Annotated in this window: 4 protein-coding genes and 1 rRNA gene; 4 read left to right on the top strand and 1 reads right to left on the bottom strand. The window is 70.0% G+C overall.

What is annotated here, in order from left to right; genetic code table 11:
• Positions 1-8 precede the first annotated feature (8 nt).
• A 5S ribosomal RNA gene (gene rrf / locus H0488_RS22415) occupies positions 9-125 on the top strand.
• Positions 126-288: 163 nt separating this feature from the next.
• Positions 289-1,212 carry a tetratricopeptide repeat protein gene (locus H0488_RS22410; RefSeq protein WP_183101419.1) on the top strand — a complete coding sequence of 308 codons (924 nt, stop codon included), beginning with the start codon at positions 289-291 and terminating at the stop codon, positions 1,210-1,212.
• A gap of 15 nt (positions 1,213-1,227) precedes the next feature.
• Here the strand turns inward: H0488_RS22410 and H0488_RS22405 are convergent, their stop codons facing one another.
• A complete protein-coding gene (locus tag H0488_RS22405; protein ID WP_183101418.1) occupies positions 1,228-1,920 on the bottom strand; it encodes a flagellar basal body-associated FliL family protein in 693 nt (230 codons plus the stop codon).
• A 425-nt stretch (positions 1,921-2,345) separates the two neighbouring features.
• Here H0488_RS22405 and H0488_RS23770 point away from each other — a divergent pair, with 425 nt between their 5' ends.
• Together H0488_RS23770 and H0488_RS22395 are read left to right on the top strand one after the other, a co-directional pair.
• Positions 2,346-2,942 (top strand): alpha/beta fold hydrolase, encoded by a 597-nt coding sequence (locus tag H0488_RS23770; protein WP_220794899.1) that lies wholly within the window; start codon positions 2,346-2,348, stop codon positions 2,940-2,942.
• Positions 2,943-3,145: 203 nt separating this feature from the next.
• Positions 3,146-3,658 (top strand): DUF3145 domain-containing protein, encoded by a 513-nt coding sequence (locus H0488_RS22395; protein WP_446685639.1) that lies wholly within the window; start codon positions 3,146-3,148, stop codon positions 3,656-3,658.
• Positions 3,659-3,693: the final 35 nt, after the last annotated feature.

Here is a 3,693-nt window from a genome sequence, read left to right as displayed (position 1 = left end):
ACAAGAGTTACGGCGGCCATAGCGACAGGGAAACACCCGGACCCATCCCGAACCCGGAAGTTAAGCCTGCCAGCGCCGATGGTACTGCAACCGAGAGGCTGTGGGAGAGTAGGACGCCGCCGGACATCATTTTGAATATGCCGAGTGTGTCGCTTCGCGTCACACTGCCGGCTTGTAGAGGCCACCTTCGGGTGGCCTCTACGCATTTTCGACTACGCTTCGTGGTGGTTTCGGCCGTCACCGGCCGGCGTGGTCACGAGTTTCCCCATCTGAAGAGAGTGAGTCGTCGTGGCAGAGCAGCGACGGAGCAAGCCGAGCGCGTCCGGTTCCGGGCGCGGTGGCGGACAGCGCCGTACTTCCGGGGCGCCCGGTCGTGCGCCGGCCCGGCCCAGCCGTGGCGCGGGCGACGACAAGCGCCGCGACGGTCGCTCCGCCGGTGCGCGACGCCCCGACCGCTCGTCCGGAGCAGGTTCGAAGCCCGGAAGCGGAGGCGAGAAGCTGTCCGCGGCCGAGCGCACCGCTGCGCAACAGGTCTACGACGGCCCCCCGCTTCCTGACGACATCACCGGCAAGGAGCTGGCTGCCGAGGTTCGGGCCCAGCTGCGGAGCCTCCCCGAGAAGCTCGCCCAGCGAGTGGCGCGCCATCTGGCGGCCGCCGGCGCCATCATCGACGACGAGCCGGAGACGGCGTACCAGCACACGTTGGCCGCACGGAGCCGCGCTCCGCGCCTGGCGGTCGTCCGCGAGGCCGCCGGAGAAGCGGCGTACGCCGCCGGCCACTACACCGAGGCCCTGGCCGAGCTGCGCGCGGCCAAGCGCATGAACGGCGCCACGGCGTACCTCCCGATCATGGCCGACTGCCATCGCGCGCTCGGCAACGCGAAGCGAGCGATCGAGCTCGCGAAGAGCCCGTCGGTGGCGCGCTTCTCGGCGGCGGCCAAGGCGGAGATGACGATCGTCGAGGCCGGTGCGCGGCGCGACCTCGGACAGCTCGACGCCGCCTTGCGCACGCTCGAGCGCGCGCCGCTGAACAACAAGGGCCGTGAGCCGTGGGTGGTCCGGCTCAGGTACGCCTACGCCGACACGCTGGAGCAGGCCGGCCGGGAGCAGGACGCCCTCAGCTGGTTCCACCGCACGAACGCGATCGACGCCGAGGAGATCACCGACGCCGCTGATCGCGCCGAGGCGCTCGAGAAGCGCCTCGGGGGCTGACCTCAGCCCGACCCGTCAGGCGGGGGCCGTCGTCTGGTCCGACGCCTGGTCGCCGGGTTTGTCGCTCGGCTTGTCACCGGGCTTGTCACCGGGCTTGTCGCTGGGCTTGTCACGGGGTTCCTGCGGCTCGGGACGCTCGCTGGTCGTGTCCTCCGGTTCTTCCACCGTGCCCGGGGTGTGGTCGGCGAAGGTGAGGGTCGCGCCCTCGAGGCCGGCCTCCTTGGTGCCCCACCGGATGCCCTCGCGGAACGAGATCTCGATCCGGCCGATCTCGACCTCGGTGGCTTGGGACGCGGAGACCAGGAGCACGATCGAGTCGCCCTCGGAGAACTCGGCTCCGTCGACGTCGACCAGCTCGGCGCAGAATTTCTCGGCGTCGGTGGTCACGCTGATCGTCCCGCCGCGACAGACCTGCGGCACCACCTCGACATCGCCTTCGGACTCGACGTCGACGGTGACTCCCGAGATCTCCAGGGTGCGGTCGAAGTCGTCGCCGACGGCGAACATCCCGACGTACAGCCCTTGGTCGACGACGCCGGCGTCCTCGACGGTGCCGGAGCTCGTCGGGAGGTCGTCGGGAGTCCGGACGAACCAGATGGCCCAGCCGACGGCCACGGCGAGGATCGCCAGCACGACGAGGATCCGCCACAGCTTGGAGCGCTTGGCGGGCCGTTGGCGCCGGGGCACTTCGAGTGAGCTGGACGACATGGTCGAACCATAGGACACCCGTCGCTGCGCGGTCGTCACCGTGCCAGACTCGCCCGCATGTTGAACCGCGACCAACCACGCCGGCCGACCCTCGAGGGCAACGTCGCGGTTCGCGACGGGCGTCGGCTGAGCTTTGCCGAGTACGGCTCCCACACCGGCCCGGCCATCGTCTGGATGCACGGTACGCCGGGCGCCCGTCGGCAGATCCCGCTCGACGCCCGCGCGTACGCCGAGGAGCACGGGCTGCGGATCATCGGCATCGATCGTCCGGGGATCGGCTCGTCGACGCCGTACCTCTACGAGAACGTGCTCGACTGGACCGGCGACCTCGAGCTCCTGCTCGACGCGCTCGGCATCGACACGGTTCGGGTGATCGGCCTGTCCGGNAGCTCCTGCTCGACGCGCTCGGCATCGACACGGTTCGGGTGATCGGCCTGTCCGGCGGCGGACCGTACGCGCTCGCCGCCGGCGCGGGGCTGCCCGACCGGGTGAGCGGCGTCGGCGTGCTCGGCGGCGTGGCACCGACCCGCGGCGTCGACGCGGTCGGCGGGGGCGTGATCCAGCTCGCTGTCCGGCTCGCGCCCGTGCTGTCGCACGCGCGGGTGCCGCTGGGGATCGCGCTCACCACGGCGATCCGGACGGTGAAGCCGTTCGCCGGCGCTGGTCTCGACCTGTACGCGGCCGTCCAGCCGATCGGGGACAAGAACCTGCTCTCCCGGCCGGAGTTCAAAGCGATGTTCCTCGACGACCTGCTCAACGGCAGCCGGTTCCAGACGTCCGCGCCGCTCGCGGACCTGGTGCTGTTCACCCGGGACTGGGGCTTCGAGCTCGGCGACGTGTCGGTGCCGGTGCGCTGGTGGCACGGCGACGCTGACCACATCGTGCCGTTCCGGCACGGACAGCACACCGTCGAGCGGTTGCCGAACGCGACCCTGTCGGTGATCGACGGGGAGAGCCATCTCGGGGGACTCGGTATCGCGGCTGCGGTGCTCAGCGAGCTGATGTCGCTCGCCTCCGTCTGAGCGCGGACGAGGAGGGGTTTTCGGGCGATTTCCGGCCGACTGCGTCGATTACTGGTGCGCAGGCGTCTCATGAGTCACAATGGGTGTCACAACAACACAAGTGTCACTTCGATGCTCCGCTTCACGGGATCGATCTGGCCTCCGAAAGAGACCGCTGGGGAAGGCGTAGCTCACGCCGGAGGAAAGGTAGACCGAGGAGAGTCGTGGTGACCACGAGCAACAGTGCAACCAGGGGCGTGTTCTACGTCCACTCTGCGCCGTCCGCATTGTGCCCTCACGTCGAGTGGGCCGTGGGCGGCGTGCTTGGGGTGCCCGTGAACCCCCATTGGACCCCGCAGCCGGCGCAGTCGGGCACCTACCGGTGCGAGTTCTCCTGGTCGGGCAAGGCCGGCTCCGCTGCAGCCATCGCTTCAGCCCTGCGCGGTTGGCTGCACCTGCGGTTCGAGGTGACCGAGGAGCCGACGATGTCGACCGAGGGAGCCCGCTTCTCCTCCACCCCCGACCTCGGCGTCTTCCACGCCGTCACCGGCATCCACGGCGACATCATGATCCCCGAGGACCGCCTCAAAGCGGCGGTGGTCCGGGCCGCGCTCGGCGAGACGACGATCGAGAACGAGATCGACAAGCTGCTCGGCAAGCCCTGGGACGACGAGCTGGAGACCTTCCGGCACGCCGGCGACGGCGCTCCCGTCCGCTGGCTCCACCAGGTCGTCTGACCACATCGACCCGTCGCCAAGTTGGCGACGGGTCG

The organism is Nocardioides pelophilus, assembly GCF_014180685.1.
GTDB classification, from domain to species: domain Bacteria; phylum Actinomycetota; class Actinomycetes; order Propionibacteriales; family Nocardioidaceae; genus Nocardioides; species Nocardioides pelophilus.
This window is presented reverse-complemented; position numbering and strand designations above follow the sequence as displayed.